Raw genomic sequence first — 17,276 nt, forward strand, 5'->3', positions numbered from 1 at the left:
TCTATTCTACATCAAAGAAAATAAGGTATCTTCTTTCTTCCTTCCTAATTGCCAAGTTCATCTGCATCCGTAATTCCACTCAATAGATTGTTCGACCTTGTTCATCCGCAATGCCGCTCTTCCGATAGAAGTACGTATTGATCATGTCCCGCCATTCCTTCGCATGTTCGGCCTGGTTGTCCTGTAATGAAGCTACTTTACTGAAAATAACCGGGTCGATTTTGCCCTCCAGCCCTCTCCATGTCTCGGCTAACGCCTCCGCCTGCACAACACCTTCAAAGTGTGTATCATAAATATGCTGAATGACCGTTTTACCCGAATGCAGAACATGGGTGTACGGCACATGATGGAAAAATAAGATCAGCTCATCTGGACAGGTGTCTACGGACTCATAACGATCAGCATTCTCAGGGTGATACTGTGACGTATATCCTGTACCGCTGTTCACGGTTCGATCTACACCAATGCCATGACAATCAGCAAAGTGATACGTTCCCCATTTGGAATACTCGTATCCATCTACATTCGGCCCGTAATGATGTTCCGGATTAACCATCCAACCCACACCGAGAGGCGCAGTATAATTCTCATAGATATCTAGTGAAGTCAAAAGCATGCCCGTAACCTGCCGCACAACTTCGTCTTCATGTCCAAATGTGAGTCTCACCCACTCATCAGCAATCTCTTCGGCGGACAGCTCCGGGTTCCACGCAAGTCTTCCATATCCATATAGATTCGCCTGCGCGAGTGGATGTCCTGTCCAACAGGCATCTGCACCAATATTGGATACTGCGGCGAAGCCACTGTATGGTCGTTTATACAGAGAACCGTCCGCAATTCGCTTGATCTCTGAACCTTCGCCTTTAGCGTATGTGTCAAAGTCCAATACTTCTTTCCACTGGGGAACCAGATAACAGAGATGACGTTGTTGCCCGGTATACTCCTGTGTAATCTGAAATTCAATCACCTGATTTGTATTTTCCATAGCGCCGAACAATGGGGATACCGCTTCCCTCACCTGAAAGTCCATCGGCCCGTTTTTGATCTGCAAAATGACATTTTCGGCAAAACGCCCGTCCAGCGGCGTAAAGTGGTCATAGGCTGCCCGCGCACGGTCTGTGGAACGATCCCGCCAGTCTTGCTTGCAGTTATAGACGAAGCAACGCCAGATGACCAATCCACCGAATGGCCGAAGGGCTTCAGCCAGCATGTTCGCACCATCGGCATGATCACGATTATACGTGAACGGTCCCGGACGATTCTCGGAGTCTGCCTTGATCAGGTAACCGCCAAAATCCGGAATGGCCGCATACACCTTCGCCGTTTGAATGTTCCACCATTCCCGTACCTTCGCATCCAGCGGATCTGCCGTATGCAATCCACCAATCTCGATTGGGCTTGCGTAGTTGGCGCTCAGGAACAGTCGAATACCATACGCTCTGAATTCAGCGGCAACCTTCGCCACATCACTAAGATAACGTTCTGTCAGAAACAGACTCTCACGGCGGTGTACATTGACGTTATTGATCGATATAGCATTGAGCCCTGTGGAAGCGAGCAAACGTGCATAATCTCTGATGCGTTCCAAGTCCAGTGTGAATTCCCCGTTATCGTAGAAAATCGAGTCTCCAGCGTAACCCCGTTCAATGCTGCCGTCCACGTTATCCCACTGATTAATCATTCGCAGTGCATTGGTTGGCTGCTCTGTAATGAAGCTCCACTTATTCACAGCGTCATCCGCCTCATGTGCACTTCCTTGATCCATTGTCAGCTCTCGAAGCAGATGGAATGCACCATACAGCACACCCTGGGGAGTCTCTGATCCAATGACCAGTACACCTTCGTTCTCGTTCTCACGAATGATGTACCCTTCCCCTTGAACAGTTGAACGCTCTGTCTCGCTGAACAACCCGGCCACGGAATGGCTCCCTGTCCAAGTACCGATTCGTATTGCGGGAGCGGAAGCATGACTGTCCCGTACACTTTCCTGAGCATCAGACAGATGACTGACCGACGGTTTCACGCCATATAACTTCTCCAGTCCCCGTGAAAGTTCGGTCAGCGCTGTTGTGATTACTCCATGGTTCTCTTCCGCGAGTATCAGTTTGCTCCATGCAGGAGCCGTCTTTTGGGCAAGTCCATTCGCTCCTGGCAATTCAGAGTGATACCCCAGCCACGCATCATATTGTGGACCTGACAAGGCAGCTTGAACGACGGATTGGTTCATTGTACCGCCTCCTTGCTGGCATAGATCTGTGCAAGGCGATTCCCTTTTCCTTCGAGTAACCATAGGATCGACGTTACACCACGCGGGTAGTACTTGCTGCCAACCGCTACACCAGACAGAATCTGGTCGCTCCAGCACCAGTAGGATTCCTCCGGATGCAGCAGCCAGTTGACATGAGCCGCGTCTGCTGCCTTGCCTGTCTCATCCCATTCCACATCCAGCAGCTCTCTAGCGATAAACTGGGACAAATAGATTTTGCTCAACCACGAGTTATTGCTTGTTGAGGACAGTTTCCAGCCTCCATCTTCGAACAGACATGTTCCCGGTACAAGAACCGTTTTCAGATGAGTTTGGAGTGCTTTCAGATAAGGTCCAAAACGACCATTGACATCCAGTGCTGCTTCACAGCCTGTAAAGTACGGGAACACCAAACCTTCAATCGCCGGAATGATTCGAGAATCATTATTTTCTGCAATAACAGCTGGAATGTAGCCACCATCAGTCAACTGTGCAGCAATACTGGCAGCGCAGCGATCCGCTTGAAGCCCAGCTTGATGGGACAGATCCGCCAATTTCTCAGTTGCGAACAGCTTCTCCAATGCAACATAAACCGCCCAACATTTACCCGCCAGATAGATATTATTGCGAGACTGTCCAAGTGACACATCCAGACTGTCGTAGGTTGTAATCTCCGCTCCACCTTGGGTACGGCTGCTATCCAGACCCATCAGACCGTTACGCTGCTCAGCGTCGGGATGGTCACGATTAAGCATGCTTTCGAAGCAATCCTGGATAACAGGCAACATGTTTTTCACAAAAGCCTGATCCTGTGTCTGTTCAATGTATACTGTCGCGCAGCAGAGCCAGTTCACCAGCTCCTCGTGGCTCATCTGTGAGAAACAGTCGTCAATGCCAACCAGCTCATATGCCGAGTGTCCAGGGCGTGAGAACACATTGGCAACACCAATATCATGGGTAAAGGTAATTCCTCCCGGATATAACTTCTCTTCCCCCGGGAAACGAACCTGATCCGTATAACTGTATCGTTTCACAAACCACTCCAGCTCATTACGCACCGTCCATGGATTCAAGGCAAGCTCGAAGTACAACTGATCAGCCGTCAGATCAAGTGTGTTCATCATCCGATACTCCCCTTCGTTCACCACCCAGAGTGGCTCACCATTGGCATCCAGCAGTTGAGTACTGGCATAATAGCTGTGAATGGAATGAGCAAGCATGAATGATTGATCTTCGGTCAAAGCAGCCGATCCAAGGCGCTGTTCAACCTCTCCACAGGATGCCGTCAACTCACTAAAGCGTTGTAGTGCATACTCTCCTGCTGCCTGAATATCGGAAAAGTACCGCGTGTACCAATACGTTGTGTCCATTCCGGTCGTCACAATGCCCCCGAAATAGAAACATACTGCGAACTGATACGTACGTTTCTCTCCAGCCGGAACCTCCATCAGTAGTGCAGCGGTTGAGCCAAGTCCAAATGCCAGATTCTCCCGATGTTTCTCCTGCAACAGTTTCTCCAGCGTAAATCCGCGTGCGGGCCACAGTCCGTCATCTGCTGACATAATTGCTGTAAGTCGACCTTGTCCCACACCTGTGATGGAGCCACCTTCCGGTCCCCCAATCAGACGCATCGCAGAGTACGGATCATTGCCCTGATAGCCAAAGTAGGCTTTGCGGGGTTGTTGACCTTCCGTATTGTCAATCGTCATCTCAACCAATACGGCAGGTACGAGTGCATCCATTAATTCTTCACGATCCCCATTCGTTGGATCAGGTACTGGACGTACAGGCGAGTAGATACGAAACGTCAGATCTCCAGCAGTCCACGTATCCGTACCTGAGGTAAATTCACGGGTAATATCTTCATCGCGAAAAGCCGTAATAAGAGGTTGTGGAACTTTGGACGCTGTTGTCGACGCCGTGTCCCCATTCTCCAACTTTTCTACATCATAGCGGCTGCTCTCATCCTCGGAAGCTTCATAAAAAGGAAGTGCCTGATAATTGTCGCCATCGCGAGATTGTAATCCAATATATACATTCTGGTCAGCCGGCTTGCCGAGTTCAAGACCCAGCCCGCCTTTGGCACCTTTGTAACCAAGTGTAAAACTCGCAAAAGCACCAATCGGTGCGTGATGTGCATTATAAAAGATGGATTTGAATGTGCTCATGAATCATAACCCCTCTCAGAATGGTATGCATACGTTTTCATTAGCCCCATCCTAACACGTGGTTCCACCTCAGACCATGATCAAATCAATCGGATATTTACCCAAATCAAGCTGATAGACTATAATAGATTAAAGCGGTTACACAAAACCATTCCATTTGATATAAGTGTGTGTTCAAAATCACTTTTACTGAACAACCTCTAAATAAAGGGGGATCTTCCATGTCTTCAACGTACTTGCCTCCTACTTTGGGAGAAAGTGTCCATGAAGTTTTTTATCCAGATGTGCAAACAACGGTCAATCTTTTCGCCATTCATTTACGAAGTGTCGGTATGGACTGGGATTATCCGGCGCATGAGCACCCTCAATATGAATTGAATTATGTCACGGAAGGCGAGCAACGCATGATGGTGAATGGTACCCTATACATTCAAAAGGCTGGCGAACTGCTCCTGATTCCTCCGGGAAGCATTCATTCCAGCCAGAGCCATAACGGCAAGGGATTCACGTATTTTTGCATGCATTTTGACATTGATGATCAGTTGTTCTTATCACTACTGGCGCGCATCAAACAAGTGCGATTCAGTGCGGATAGTCCGGTTACACAGCAGATTGAGCCGGTTTTACGCAAATTGATGTCATCTGCGGATGATGAAACAGCCAATACGATGGTACAGCGTATGCAGCTTCAATCTGCGGTATTTGAACTATTTGGCCATCTGTGGGAGGCGGTCTCGCAAGAGGCAGCGCAGTGGTTTACCGACGGACACGAGAAGATCGAACTCGCCCACCAGATTCGTAATCGATTACAAGGGCTGATGAGTCAGCAATTCAAACAGGGACACGAGTCCAACGGTCACTATGGCATTGATGATATTGCAGCAGAGCTGGGCATCAGTTCTTCTCACTGTAATCGCGTGTTCAAGCAGGTGTTCGGTCAATCTCCACGTGCTGTATTGTCCCAGTTGGTTTTGCATGAAGCGAAGCTTCTTCTGGGCAATCCGAAGCTGTCCGTTCAAAATATTGCTGTCATGCTTGGTTATAAGGATATTGCCCATTTCAGTCGTCAATTCAAGCGCTGGTCCGGCATGTCACCATCCCGTTACCGACAGGAAAAGCCTGCTCTGGAATAAGGTCCAGTAGCAGGCTGTTCATCTTTCTTATTTATTTCAACAAACGCTTAATCAACTTCAGCTTGTTATCATATGGTGGATATAGAATCGGCAGATTCAACTTGGTGCTTTTTTTCAGTACACTTTTGAGATGGGAGAAAGTCTCGAAGCTATACTGCCCATGATACGAGCCAACGCCAGAATGACCAACACCACCAAACGGCAGACGCGGATTCGCTACATGCGTGATGGTATCGTTAATGCAGCCGCCTCCAAAAGAAACTTCGCGCAGTACTTTGTCCTGAACCCGGGTGTCGGAAGTAAACAGATACAAGGCGAGCGGTTTCGGCCGCTTTACGATTTCTACAATGGCTTCATCAATGTTACGGTAGCTAATGATCGGCAGAATCGGTCCAAAAATCTCATCTTCCATCGTTGCTGCATCCCAGGACTCCGCATCAATCAGTGTAGGTTCAATGAAGCGATCTTCCTCATCCGAAGCTCCCCCATATATTACTTTGGCCTGATCCCGCTCAATCAAAGTCGTCAGACGTTTAAAATGTCCCTTATTCACGATTCGCCCATAGTCCTTGTTGTGCTGGATATCCGAACCAAAGAAGGACACAATCGCTGCTCTCATCTCCGTAATTAACGGTTCCTTAACACGCTCATGCACGAGCAAATAATCGGGTGCGATACAGGTCTGTCCTGTATTGAGCAGTTTGCCCCATATAATGCGCTCAGCTGCTACTTTGATATCCGCCTGTTCATCCACGATGACCGGACTTTTACCTCCCAGTTCTAACGTAACGGGAACGAGATTTTTGGCAGCTGCCTCCATCACAATCTTGCCAACCGGTACACTGCCTGTAAAAAAGATATAGTCGAATGGCGCGTTAATCAGCGCTGTTGTTGTGTCTTTAGCACCGTCAAGTACCTGTACGTATGCCGGTTCAAATACGTTCGCAATCATCTCACGTACAACAGCGGACACCGCAGGTGTATTCTCTGACGCTTTGAGCACGGCTGTGTTACCTGCTGCAATAGCACCTACCAATGGTTCGATTAAGAGTTGAAAAGGATAATTAAACGGTCCGATAATCAGAACCGCCCCGTAGGGTTCGGGTATAATATAACTTTTGGAACCCAGGAGTGCCATTTGCGTTTTTACTTTAACGGGTTTCACCCATTTATTCACTTTACGAATAGTGTGTGTGATGCTGTCCATCATAAATCCGATCTCGGTTGTGTAGGATTCGAACTCACTTTTGCCCAAATCCTGATAGAGAGCTTCTGTCAGTCTGGATTCGTACTTTTGAATGGCCTGTTTCAGTTGGGTCAGACGTGCAATTCGAGCTTCTGCCGATCTTGTGGCCCCGGAACGAAAAAACTTTCGTTGCTGCTCCAAAATCTGTTCAACTTCCTGACTGGTTACTTCCTGTATAGTTGTTGTCATATATACATACTCCTCTATTTATTATTGATTAAGCGTTTAAACTTACGAACCTAAAAGGCACATGCAAAAGCATGTTTTATCACTTTTAATCTACAGACACTCTTCTTCCAAAGCAGCTACCAATTCCTTCAGCAGTTCCACGGATGCATTCAATGAAGCCGAATAATATCGCTGTGTGCCCTTCTGTTCCACAGATATAAGCCCCTTCTCTAACAACAACTTGAGATGATGAGATATGGCTGGTCGGGATAGGCTGGACTGTTCGGTAATTTCATTCACTGTCATTCTGCCCTTCTCGGTGAGTGTCAGCAAAATGGATTGACGATGGTTGTCACTTAACACCTGAAATAACGGGATACAGGTTTGAAAAACGCTAATTGCTTTTTGTCCCATGGTTTCACCTCTGTACTATTTCTTCAATATTTCTACGTATATTTTCCCTGTTTTATGTCTGTTAGTTTAAACATTCGAACCTAATGACTGAATTGTACTCTTTAATCACTTGAACTGCAAGTGAACCATCAACTAAATTTAATATAATACCGATAAAGCGCTTCCATACTACCATACAAGTATGGTAGTATGTCATTGAAGGAGTTGAAGTTGTGGAATATACCCCAAAGTTATCATCCAAAGCCGGTTTGTTGCCTGTTGCGAGCAATATGTCTTCCATGAATAATAAGCAATCTTACTCATCGCGAGATGTCGTTTACTTCACGCTGAAACAACTCATTTTGAGTTTGAAATTGCCTCCGGGAACAGCTATTTCTGAGAAGGAAATTTCGCTGGAGTTCCAGGTAAGCCGGACACCTGTTCGAGAAAGTTTTGTAAGGCTTGCACAGGAAGGTCTGCTGGAAGTGTATCCACAGCGCGGCACATACGTCTCTCTGATTCAGGTCGATCTCGTTGAGGAAGCACGGTTCATGCGTGAACAGCTCGAACGAGCCGTAATCAGGCTCGCCTGCGAGAACTTTCCGAACGAACAGATGGTAGCTCTTGAACAGAACCTTGCGTGGCAACAGGAATGCAGGGTCAAACCGGATGATGAACGAATGTTCCAATTGGATGAGGAATTCCATAGCACTCTTTTTGCAGGCTGCAACAAAAGCAACACCTGGACTGTTATCCAGCAGATGAATGTACATTTGAATCGAAGTCGCATGTTACGCCTGTCCTCGGACCACCAGTGGGATCACCTGATTGAACAGCACCGGTCTATGGTCAAGGCCATTCAGCAGCATGATGCCGACACAGCAGAGCGACTGATGCAGGAACACTTGCATTTAACTGTCACCGATTTGGCTGTCCTGCAGGATACATATCCGTCCTATTTTCAATGACTGAATTTTTCTTCCTACTATTCATGATGAGGTGAACGTGATGAGAATGGTTTTTCGCTGGTTCGGCGAAGGCAATGATACGGTAACGCTGGATCATATCCGGCAGATTCCGGGTGTTGAAGGTATTGTGTGGGCACTGCACGATGTTCCTGCTGGCGAGGAATGGCCGATGGACAAAATACTTGCTGTCAAAACAGCAGCAGACAAGGCCGGGTTACATCTGGATGTCGTTGAGAGTGTGAACATCCATGAGGATATCAAGTTGGGCCTGCCATCAAGGGATAAATACATTGCGAACTATATTAAAACAATGGAGAAACTGGCTCAAGTTGGTGTGAAGGTCATCTGTTACAACTTTATGCCGATCTTTGACTGGCTTCGCACGGATATGCACAAGGAAATGGAGGATGGCTCAACTGCCCTCTTCTATGAGCACAGTAAACTCGCAGATATAGAACCTTTAGAACTCGTTCGACGCATTACGGAAAACTCCGCACTCACCATGCCAGGTTGGGAACCGGAACGATTGCAGTATTTAACAGGTCTGTTCGAAGCCTACAAGGATGTAACCGAGGATCATATGTGGGAGCACGCACGTTATTTCCTGCAAGAGATTATGCCTACAGCCGAACGGCTGGGGATTCGAATGGCCATCCATCCGGATGACCCGCCATGGCCAATCTTTGGATTACCAAAGATTATTACAAGTCAGGAGAATGTTCGGAAATATTTGAATCTTTATGATAGCCCTTACAACAGCGTGACATTATGCAGTGGCTCTTTGGGAGCGAATGCTGATAATGACATAATCGGGATGATACACGAGTTCAAGGATCGGATTCCATTTGCCCACATTCGTAATGTCAAAATCTACGATAACGGCGACTTTATCGAAACCTCACATCGCAGTCAGGATGGCAGTGTTGATATTGCAGGGGTTGTTGAGGCTTATCACGATATCGGTTATGAAGGTTATGCAAGACCCGACCACGGTCGTCATCTCTGGGGAGAACAGTGCCGACCTGGTTATGGACTCTATGACCGGGCTTTGGGGATCATGTATCTCTGGGGCGTCTGGGATTCCCTGCAAAGGAGGGCAAAAGCATGAGTGAACGTCAATATGAACGCTCATCTCTTCTCGAAGGTAGAACAGCTGTAATCACCGGAGGTGCTGGAGTATTATGCCGCTCCATGGCGGAAGAACTCGCTCGGCACGGTGCAAGTGTAGCCATCCTGAACCGCACTGTGTCCAAGGGACAGGAAGTTGTAGCTGCGATTGAAGCTGCCGGTGGCAGAGCGATTGCGATTGCTTGTGACGTAACGCAGGCCGATAGTGTGCAAGCAGCGGCAGATGCAGTACTGGAACAGCTCGGACCATGCGACATTCTGATCAATGGCGCCGGTGGCAATAACGCCAGTGCCAACACCACAAATGAAATTTTCAGATTGGAAGATCTGGAACAGAGCGATGTTACTACGTTTTTTGATGTGAGTGTAGAGGGATTTCGTCAGGTGATGGATCTGAATTTTGTCGGTTCTCTCATCCCCACTCAGATCTTTGCAAAACATATGATAGAGCGCGATGTTCCCGCTACTGTCATAAACATTTCTTCCATGAGCGCCCCATCGCCCATGACGAAAGTTCCAGCGTACAGCGCTGCGAAGGCAGCCATTAACAACTTCACGCAGTGGCTCGCCGTTCATCTGGCCGAATCCGGAATTCGTGTCAACGCTATTGCACCCGGGTTCTTCCTGACCGAGCAAAACCGTAATCTATTACTGCAACCAGACGGCTCACCTACGGAGCGTTCCAGTAAAATTATTGCTCATACACCCATGCGCCGCTTTGGCAAACCGGAAGACCTGCTTGGCACATTGATGTGGCTTGCGGATGAAAGACAGTCCGGCTTTGTCACAGGTACAGTCATTCCCGTAGATGGCGGATTTATGGCGTATTCTGGTGTTTAATGATTTCTTACACAGACACTTCGATGAAAGACCTCCGTTACGTGCAAATGAATCAGTTCAACTAATATAGAGAATCATAGAGACCGAAGCTTGGGATACTTACCCAGGTTTCGGTTTTTGCGTTTAAGCATAAGATCCTCCAGCATAGGAAAAGCTTGTTATAATACGTGTTCAAAAGCAAACTTTTAAACAACCTCTTAATACAGCTACGGTGAAATAAAGGAAGGTGATACATATATGATGGAAGAAACATGGGTTGTTGCCGTACGGTCTATTATTGCCTTTCTGACCCTGATCATCTACACAAGGGTACTGGGCAAGCAGCAGATGGGTAACTTGACGTATTTTGATTACATTAACGGCATTACAATTGGTTCCATTGCGGGGACTTTTGCAACCGATCTCTCGTCCAAGGCGTGGATTCATTTTGTGGCCTTGACCATCTTCACAATCATTACGATCATCTTTCAGTATATTACGCTGAAGAATCGCACCATCTCCAAACTGATGGACTCTGATCCTACATTGATCATCCAGAATGGTAAAATTCTTGAACAGAACTTGAGTAAAATGCGAGTCAAATTTGATGAATTGACCATGATGCTACGGCAAAAGGATGTATTTGATATTACGACACTGGATTATGCGATTCTGGAACCGGATGGCAGCCTCTCAGTTGTTTTGAAACCTGAGAATCAACCGGTAACCGCCAAAGACATGCATATGCATCCGCCCAAGAGCAAGCTGATGACCGAAATTATCATTGATGGCCTGCTGATTAAGCAAAATCTGGAGGAAAGAAACAAAGATACTAATTGGCTCAGTGAGCAGCTGAAAAAGCAAAACATTACGATACAGGATATCGCTTTTGCCGCCATATTACCCAATGACAAATTGTATGTGGACCTGTTCAAGGATAAAATCACCGAAAAAATCGATATGGGCGATTATGAGGGGCCTTTCTAAACTCTTTACATCAAGGAGGCGGTTGAATGAAAACGCGTTTCTGGCTGTTATATGTGCTTCCGATCTTCCTCATTCTTGTGTTCGTTGCAATTATGGCTAGCGGAGCCTTTCTCAAAAAGCCCTTTGGTACCGATGATCGCTTGCTTGAATCTGTACAGATGTTGGAGAAACATGTCGAGGGAAAACAATGGACTGAAGCCAAGTCCCAAATCAATTATGCAATGCAAGCTTGGGATAAAGTCGTCAACCGCATTCAGTTCAGTGTGGAGCGTGAATCAATTTATGATATTCTGGGGACCCTTGCTCGGATGAAGGGCGGCGTTGCGGCAGAGGATGATAAGGCGATTATGGAAGAGATTTATTACTTTTATGTGTTATGGGATAATCTTGGAGATTAGGTTCAATATCTTTAATATCAGGCTTGAATATCAGAAGTAAGTCTATAAACAAAAGGCACTTTCCTTTTATGAAGAAAGGAAGTGCCTTCTTTACTTTGATATAACTTTATATCCGTTACGCTCTTCGTAATCCCCGAGACCGTGACGATCGCGAAGTGCCTTCTTTGCGGAAAAAGAGAGTGAGTGCTCTGTTCGCACACCACAGTGCAAATAGAGCAAACAGCGTGCCCCAGAATAGCGCGGGAAGGAATGTCTGCTGAGCGAGATTCGCTGCATCCCCTGCCCGTGAAGGCTGAGTCCAGGACATAAATCCAACGTATACCGCACTAACAACCGACTCTTCAAGCGTAAGAAACGCCAGTAACAGATAATAGAACTTCACGATCTTGGCACCAAAAATCATAATAACAACGTTCAGTACGATGAACCCGGTCAGCCATAACATGCCGAACTCCCCTCTTACATATAACAGGAGCGACACCAGAGCGACAGCCGTCATAATTCCAAGTCCCCACATATGCAAGCCTTTGCGGTATAAGTAGAACAATAACCAGGCGAACAGTGATGCACTGATATATCCCGCCAGAGAAACCAGGATCGATCTGCCTGGCGTCAGCATGGAAGAGTAAGTTACACCACTATGATCAGCGTACAATTCAATGCGCAGCACTTTACCGGACAATACCAGTGTCATTAGTGCATGACCGAATTCGTGAATCATCGTATCCAGGTTACGGAACAAGGACGAAAATGGGATGAATCGTGTAAGAAAGACGGAGCCTAGTAGGAACAGTATCGTTTTGACCCACTTATTCAATCGTGTAATACCTCCTTTACCTTCAAATAAACAAGCCTATCCTTTATACTACGCTTTTTTCACTCGATTCGTTTCGGCTTCCAAACTGTAGGGCACAGTGCTCCATCCACCAGCAGAAGCTCCGATTGTGTCCAATGAAAAAAGAAGATAGATCATAGCGGCCCTTTTCGGCCTCTAGCGTAACGAGCAGTCGATTCCGCATCCGACGGAGAGCATAGTGTACGAATTGATCTGCAACCTCACTTTGTACCAGGGTAACATAAGCATAAAGGGAATGATCGACAGGTTCATCAAGCGGACTCACCCCTGCACATGAAAATTCCGTCCTCACGCCCGCACTCTGAAGTATGGACAATGCCTTCACGAGTTCGGCATCAACTTCAACACCGTTCCAAATCTCTATTTTCTTCGCGGATACTGTATGTTTGTCACGTTCCGTCCAGTGCATCAGCTCCAGCTTCCGCCGTCTCCACAGATGGGCAGGCTGTTCACTTAACAGCACTTCATGTTCCTCATTTAAATTCATGCAATGCGTCCTCCTGTTCTCCTCGATCCGGTCACCTTATTAAACAAAGAGAGAGCACATCACTGTGCTCTCTGCTTTGCAAAAAGGCAAAGGAATGGCACTCCATTCCTCAGCATGTTGTATTATTGTACCTCTTTCGGTAAAAGGCATCAAATCGATCTTTTCTTATTCGTTCAGCGCCAGTTTCAGAGCCTCCAAATTCTGTCTCATCACGCTAATGTAGTCCATTCCCGCCGTGATCTCTTCCTCGGTGAGTCCCTCAATCGGGTTTAATACAGCCGTCTTGGCCCCCACTTCACTTGCGATCGTCTCAGACACTTTGGATGAAACCAGTGTTTCGAAGAAAATCGTTTTCACCTGATGCTCTTTCGCAAAATCAATGACAGATGCCATCTGCGCTGCTGAAGGTTCTTGCTCAGGAGACAATCCTGCGATGGGCACCTGTTGCAATCCGTATTCCTGTGCCAGATAACCAAATGCAGCGTGTTGTGTGATGAAATCTTTGCGTTTGCTATCCGTCACAGCCGCCTTGATGTCCTGATCCAGTGACTCCAATTGAGCAATGTAAGCATCTGCATTTTGCTTGAACTGTTCAGCATGTTCAGGGGCAGCCTGAGCCAGTCCTGCTTCAATATTGCGCACTTCTTTGACAGCCAATGCAGGTGACAGCCATACGTGGGGATCGAGTCCACCGTGATCGTGATCATGTCCCGCTTCTGCCTCTGCGTCATGATCATGATCGTGTTCTTCAGCAGTTGCTTCATCCGCATGATCGTGATTATGTGCTTCTGTAGTCGCTTCATTCGCATGCTCATGATCGTGGTCATGTTCTGTTGCCTCTGAATCTTCTTGATGGTGTTCATGCTCTCCACCTTCAAGAAGGTTAATTCCTTTGCTCGCTTCCACCTGAATGAGTGAAGTATTGCTCAGACTTCCGGTGACCTGATCCATCCAAGATTCCATGCCCGCACCGTTGTATACAAGCACATCTGCTTTTTCAATGCTGGCAATATCTTGTGGTGTTGGCTCCCAATCATGGGGCTCCATCCCCGCTGGAACGAGGGTATGCACCTCGGCCAGATCACCTGCCACATTTTTGGTGAACTCATACATCGGGTAGAAGCTGACCTGCACGTTTAATTTTGCGGTTTCCGTCTCGACTGGAACGGAAGTGCCTCTCGAAGCTGTATTTGCATCAGAAGCGGATTTTTGTCCGCAGCCTGCAACGATAAGTGTGAGACTGAACAATAATCCGAGCGTTGCTTTTTTACTGAATTTCATGTGATGTATTCCTCCTAGAATGGTTGACCAGAATGACGTGCTGTGATTTCGTTTCTTTGCGGTGACGCTTGCGGTTATATCGTGCAATCAGCTTTTGTGCTGATATTCCAGTCAATAGGATGACCAACAGGATAAGGGCAATTGTTCCTCCCGGTGGTGTATTTAGATGATAAGATGTGGTGAGTCCGCTAAAAATACCGATTAAACCTGTAATTACCGCGACAATAATCGCTGCTGTAAAACTGCGAGACACTCTCAGTGCCAAGGCAGCAGGCAATACAATGAGAGCAGAAACCAGCAACACACCGACGATCGGCATGGCTGAAGCTACAGTCATTCCTGTCAGAATGGCAAATGCAAACGATAAACCTCTTACCTGAACGCCTCCAATGGAAGCAGTCTCTTCATCAAACGTAAAGTTATACAACGGTCTCCGGAGCAGGATGAAAAAAAGTAAACCAATGACACACACACCTGCCATCATCCACAATTGTATATCGCTAACCGCGACAATAGATCCAAATAAGTATGAGCTGAAGGTCTTGGACAGATTGGTTTTGAGACTCATCAATACCACAGCAAGTGCCAGCCCCGAAGTCATGATGATCGCCACAGTTACCTCGCTGTAGGTTCGGTAACTTCGCCGCAGTTGTTCAACCAGTAATGCACCGATAATTGCTATGGCGAATCCGCAGATCACCGGGTTAAGATTCATGACCGAACCGAGCGCAACCCCTGCGAGTGAGACATGGGATAACGTGTCTGCCATTAGTACCTGCCGCCTGAGCATCAGATAGACCCCGAGAATTGGAGCGATGACTCCAATCAGTCCACCTGCCCAGAAGGCACGTTGCATGAATTCGTACTCAAACACTGCCATTCCTCACTTTCTTGCCGCTCCAGAGTAATCGTTCGGTCCAATCGATCCCCCATCTCTTCCAGTCCATGAGTAACCATAGTAATCGTTATCCCATGAGCATCAACATAGTAGCGCATCAGATTGTAAAATCCTTCACGGCTGTGGCGGTCCATCCCCGTTGTTGGCTCATCCAGTACCAGAACTTGCGGTTGCCCAGCCATAGCTCTTGCAATACAGATCCGCTGCTTCTGTCCACCAGACAGCTCACCGACGCGTGTATTTCGATATTCCCACATACCAACTTCCCGCAGACTGCGTTCAACGATGGCATCCTGCTCTGCTGTGAATCTGCGGAATAATCCCAGCCTGGTGTAACACCCGGACCGGACCAGTTCATTCACCGTACTGGGAAATCCACTATTAAACGATGCCACCTGCTGGGGCACATAACCGATATTGGACTTGTTCCCACGTTTCAAATGCGGATTCATATGTATGGTGCCGCTCCAGGGCTTCAACAGCCCCAGCAGCAGCTTTAACAGGGTCGTTTTGGCAGAGCCATTGGGACCTGTGATGCCAATGAACTCTCCCACATGGATATCCAGCGACAGTTGATCAATGACCGGCTCTCTGCCATATCCAAATACAACATCACGCATGGAGGATAGTAACATGTCTTTCCCTCTTTTCGTAAATATTACGATTTAAAATGAACAAAAAAATTTATCGTGTTTCCCGGTGGATCGTCATTTTCTTCAAACGTGGGGAGTACTTCTTCATCTCAAGTCTCTCTGGATGGTTACGTTTGTTCTTGGTTGTTGTGTAATTGCGGTCCCCGCACTCGGTGCAGGCTAAAGTTACAATGACTCTCATCGTTGTTGCCTCCTCTTATTTAATCGTAATAATTACTATTTAATGATATTAGCCTATACTTTTTCTTTTGTCAACTCAAAGGAAATAGATTTAGATTAAATCGTAAAGTTTATGATTAAAACATAGGAATGATGTATGTTGCCGCACGTACAAGCATATATTTTAGCAAAGTCCTAGTTGTGGAGGTCTGTTTCATGAAAATGGCAGCCAATCTGAAGCTCCTGTCCTTCCTGATCCCTTGTGCATTTCTTGTTCCCGTGTTGATCACAATGGCTCCAGACTTGAAGGAAGCATGGAACAGTGAAGCTTTGCAAAATATGAAAACCGTATTCATAGGTATTTTCCTTGAAGCCGCACCTTTTCTGCTCATGGGTGTGCTGTTGTCCTCGCTCATGCAGTGGTTCGTATCTGAAGAAATGGTCCGTAAACTCACGCCCAAGAATCCGATCGGCGGTGTGCTGGTCGCAGGACTACTCGGTATTATTTTCCCCATCTGTGAATGTGGCATGATCCCGGTAGTGAGAAGGTTGATGCACAAAGGCATGCCAGCCTATATTGCAGTGACGTTCATCCTGAGTGGTCCCGTAGTCAATCCCATCGTATTTACGGCAACCTTGCTCGCCTTTCCCTCCCATCCTGAGATTACCATTGCCCGTATGGGACTGGCCTTTGCCGTAGCAGCTTCCATAGGCATGCTCGTGTATGTGTTTGTTCGTCGAAATCCCCTTCGGGTGCCAAAATTCGCAGTGACAGAGGTCAAGACACATCCCGGGTTTAAAATGGCGCAATCTCATGCTCATGCACACGCAAATGCTCATGATCACAACCATGTGAAAAACTGGCGCAGCTTCTTCATTCATGCCGGAGACGAATTCGTCGATATGAGCAAATATCTGGTGATTGGTGCCTTGATTACAGCCTGCATCCAAACATTCATTAGCCGCAGCGATCTGATCTCACTTGGCAATGGTCCTGTTGCCTCTTACGTGTTCATGATGGGGTTTGCTTATGTGCTGTCTCTCTGCTCCACGTCCGATGCTTTTGTGGCTTCTGCGTTCTCACACACTTTTGCACTGGGGCCACTGGTATCATTCCTTGTGCTTGGTCCAATGCTGGATTTCAAAAGCACCCTGATGCTGCTCTCGACCTTCCGCACCCGGTTTGTTATTGGTCTAAGTCTAGCGATTATCACACTCGTCTTCGCCGGCTCGTGGTTGATTAATCTGCTGGTATAAAGGTTAAGCAAAATACTTCATGACCTAAATGG

Annotated in this window: 17 protein-coding genes; 7 read left to right on the forward strand and 10 right to left on the reverse strand. The window is 47.1% G+C overall.

Annotated features, from left to right (window positions below; genetic code table 11):
• Nucleotides 1–79: 79 nt before the first annotated feature.
• Nucleotides 80–2,227, reverse strand: a complete 2,148-nt coding sequence (locus MHI12_RS16895) for an alpha-glucuronidase family glycosyl hydrolase (protein ID WP_405169822.1) — start codon at nt 2,225–2,227, stop codon at nt 80–82.
• Entirely contained in the window at nt 2,224–4,413 is a 2,190-nt protein-coding gene (locus MHI12_RS16900; protein WP_405169823.1) for a glycoside hydrolase family 52 protein, read from the reverse strand. The genes MHI12_RS16895 and MHI12_RS16900 overlap by 4 nt, the downstream gene beginning before the upstream one ends.
• A 221-nt stretch (nt 4,414–4,634) precedes the next feature.
• Between MHI12_RS16900 and MHI12_RS16905 the strand changes: the two genes are divergently transcribed.
• Nucleotides 4,635–5,546, forward strand: a complete 912-nt coding sequence (locus tag MHI12_RS16905) for an AraC family transcriptional regulator (protein ID WP_221821501.1) — start codon at nt 4,635–4,637, stop codon at nt 5,544–5,546.
• A gap of 31 nt (nt 5,547–5,577) precedes the next feature.
• Here the strand turns inward: MHI12_RS16905 and MHI12_RS16910 are convergent, their stop codons facing one another.
• Entirely contained in the window at nt 5,578–6,981 is a 1,404-nt protein-coding gene (locus tag MHI12_RS16910) for an aldehyde dehydrogenase (protein WP_405169824.1), read from the reverse strand.
• A 90-nt stretch (nt 6,982–7,071) separates the two neighbouring features.
• Nucleotides 7,072–7,374, reverse strand: coding sequence for a helix-turn-helix transcriptional regulator (locus MHI12_RS16915; protein WP_017688208.1), 303 nt, complete (start codon nt 7,372–7,374; stop codon nt 7,072–7,074).
• Between the two features lie 269 nt (nt 7,375–7,643).
• On the opposite strand from MHI12_RS16915, the gene MHI12_RS16920 reads away from it, so the two are divergent.
• The 5 genes from MHI12_RS16920 to MHI12_RS16940 all read left to right on the forward strand — a co-directional run bounded on the left by MHI12_RS16920 (nt 7,644) and on the right by MHI12_RS16940 (nt 11,653).
• On the forward strand, nt 7,644–8,321 hold the full coding sequence (locus MHI12_RS16920) for a GntR family transcriptional regulator (protein WP_340020518.1): 678 nt from the start codon (nt 7,644–7,646) through the stop codon (nt 8,319–8,321).
• 40 nt (nt 8,322–8,361) lie between these two features.
• Entirely contained in the window at nt 8,362–9,429 is a 1,068-nt protein-coding gene (gene uxuA / locus MHI12_RS16925; protein ID WP_036673719.1) for a mannonate dehydratase, read from the forward strand.
• A complete protein-coding gene (locus MHI12_RS16930; protein ID WP_405169825.1) occupies nt 9,426–10,289 on the forward strand; it encodes an SDR family oxidoreductase in 864 nt (287 codons plus the stop codon). The genes uxuA and MHI12_RS16930 overlap by 4 nt, the downstream gene beginning before the upstream one ends.
• 237 nt (nt 10,290–10,526) lie before the next feature.
• Entirely contained in the window at nt 10,527–11,255 is a 729-nt protein-coding gene (locus tag MHI12_RS16935) for a DUF421 domain-containing protein (RefSeq protein ID WP_062834765.1), read from the forward strand.
• Between the two features lie 26 nt (nt 11,256–11,281).
• Nucleotides 11,282–11,653, forward strand: coding sequence for a DUF4363 family protein (locus MHI12_RS16940; RefSeq protein ID WP_405169826.1), 372 nt, complete (start codon nt 11,282–11,284; stop codon nt 11,651–11,653).
• Nucleotides 11,654–11,768: 115 nt separating this feature from the next.
• On the opposite strand, the gene MHI12_RS16945 is transcribed toward MHI12_RS16940, so the two are convergent.
• The 6 genes from MHI12_RS16945 to rpmG all read right to left on the reverse strand — a co-directional run bounded on the left by MHI12_RS16945 (nt 11,769) and on the right by rpmG (nt 16,009).
• The gene (locus MHI12_RS16945) at nt 11,769–12,470 is read right to left on the reverse strand and encodes a M50 family metallopeptidase (protein ID WP_062834767.1); all 702 of its coding nucleotides are present in this window, start codon (nt 12,468–12,470) and stop codon (nt 11,769–11,771) included.
• 43 nt (nt 12,471–12,513) lie between these two features.
• The gene (locus MHI12_RS16950) at nt 12,514–12,996 is read right to left on the reverse strand and encodes a hypothetical protein (RefSeq protein WP_405169827.1); all 483 of its coding nucleotides are present in this window, start codon (nt 12,994–12,996) and stop codon (nt 12,514–12,516) included.
• Between the two features lie 165 nt (nt 12,997–13,161).
• Nucleotides 13,162–14,277, reverse strand: a complete 1,116-nt coding sequence (locus MHI12_RS16955) for a metal ABC transporter solute-binding protein, Zn/Mn family (protein ID WP_405169828.1) — start codon at nt 14,275–14,277, stop codon at nt 13,162–13,164.
• Nucleotides 14,264–15,157: a metal ABC transporter permease gene (locus tag MHI12_RS16960; RefSeq protein ID WP_405169829.1), complete on the reverse strand. Its 894-nt coding sequence runs from the start codon at nt 15,155–15,157 to the stop codon at nt 14,264–14,266. Before MHI12_RS16960 ends, MHI12_RS16955 begins: the two co-directional genes overlap by 14 nt.
• Nucleotides 15,103–15,810, reverse strand: coding sequence for a metal ABC transporter ATP-binding protein (locus tag MHI12_RS16965; protein WP_405169830.1), 708 nt, complete (start codon nt 15,808–15,810; stop codon nt 15,103–15,105). Before MHI12_RS16965 ends, MHI12_RS16960 begins: the two co-directional genes overlap by 55 nt.
• Nucleotides 15,811–15,859: 49 nt before the next feature.
• Nucleotides 15,860–16,009, reverse strand: a complete 150-nt coding sequence (rpmG, locus tag MHI12_RS16970) for a 50S ribosomal protein L33 (RefSeq protein WP_036613813.1) — start codon at nt 16,007–16,009, stop codon at nt 15,860–15,862.
• 194 nt (nt 16,010–16,203) lie between these two features.
• Here rpmG and MHI12_RS16975 point away from each other — a divergent pair, with 194 nt between their 5' ends.
• The gene (locus tag MHI12_RS16975) at nt 16,204–17,244 is read left to right on the forward strand and encodes a permease (protein ID WP_405169831.1); all 1,041 of its coding nucleotides are present in this window, start codon (nt 16,204–16,206) and stop codon (nt 17,242–17,244) included.
• The last annotated feature ends 32 nt before the right edge of the window (nt 17,245–17,276 follow it).

Origin of the sequence: Paenibacillus sp. FSL H8-0280, assembly GCF_045040665.1 — a bacterium.
Taxonomy (GTDB): domain Bacteria; phylum Bacillota; class Bacilli; order Paenibacillales; family Paenibacillaceae; genus Paenibacillus; species Paenibacillus xylanexedens_A.